This is a genomic window from Escherichia sp. TW14182, from assembly GCF_000208525.1.
Classification (GTDB): domain Bacteria; phylum Pseudomonadota; class Gammaproteobacteria; order Enterobacterales; family Enterobacteriaceae; genus Escherichia; species Escherichia ruysiae.
This window is the reverse complement of the sequence record NZ_AEJZ01000220.1, coordinates 1-1,216: the sequence shown is the minus strand read 5'-3', so window position 1 is coordinate 1,216 and position 1,216 is coordinate 1. Positions and strand designations below refer to the sequence as shown.

Genomic DNA, 1,216 nt, shown 5'->3' with positions numbered 1-1,216 from the left:
TGCCAGACCTGGGACGACGAAAATGTTCATAAGTTGATGGATCTGTCGATCAACAAAAACTGGATCGATAAAGAAGAATATCCGCAGTCCGCAGCTATCGACCTGCGTTGTGTAAACATGGTTGCCGACCTGTGGCACGCGCCTGCGCCGAAAAACGGTCAGGCCGTTGGCACCAACACCATTGGTTCTTCCGAGGCCTGTATGCTCGGTGGGATGGCAATGAAATGGCGTTGGCGCAAACGAATGGAAGCCGCAGGTAAACCGACCGATAAACCCAACCTGGTGTGCGGGCCGGTGCAAATCTGCTGGCATAAATTTGCCCGCTACTGGGATGTGGAACTGCGCGAGATCCCTATGCGCCCCGGTCAGTTGTTCATGGATCCGAAACGCATGATTGAAGCCTGCGACGAAAACACCATCGGCGTGGTGCCGACTTTTGGTGTGACCTACACCGGTAACTATGAGTTCCCGCAACCGCTGCACGATGCGCTGGATAAATTCCAGGCCGACACCGGTATCGACATCGACATGCACATCGACGCCGCCAGCGGTGGCTTCCTGGCACCGTTCGTGGCTCCGGATATTGTCTGGGACTTCCGCCTGCCGCGCGTGAAATCGATCAGTGCTTCAGGCCATAAATTCGGTCTGGCTCCGCTGGGCTGCGGCTGGGTTATCTGGCGTGATGAAGAAGCACTGCCGAAAGAACTGGTGTTCAACGTTGACTATCTTGGCGGGCAAATCGGGACTTTCGCCATCAACTTCTCTCGCCCTGCCGGTCAGGTGATTGCGCAATACTATGAATTTCTGCGCCTCGGTCGTGAGGGTTACACCAAAGTACAAAACGCCTCTTATCAGGTCGCCACTTACCTGGCGGATGAAATCGCTAAACTGGGACCGTATGAGTTCATCTGTACAGGTCGCCCGGACGAAGGTATTCCGGCGGTTTGCTTCAAACTGAAAGACGGGGAAAATCCGGGATACACCCTGTATGACCTCTCTGAACGTCTGCGTCTGCGCGGCTGGCAGGTTCCGGCCTTTACCCTCGGCGGTGAAGCCACCGACATTGTGGTGATGCGTATTATGTGCCGTCGTGGTTTCGAAATGGACTTCGCTGAACTGTTGCTGGAAGACTACAAAGCCTCCCTGAAATATCTCAGCGATCACCCGAAACTGCAGGGTATTGCTCAGCAGAACAGCTTTAAACATACCTGATAAC

At 54.4% G+C, this 1,216-nt stretch carries 1 protein-coding gene; it reads left to right on the top strand.

Annotated elements, in window-relative coordinates; translation table 11 throughout:
- Window positions 1-1,212 (top strand): glutamate decarboxylase (gene gad / locus EQY_RS0117155; RefSeq protein WP_001073705.1); only part of this gene is annotated, 1,212 nt, incomplete at its 5' end.
- Window positions 1,213-1,216: the final 4 nt, after the last annotated feature.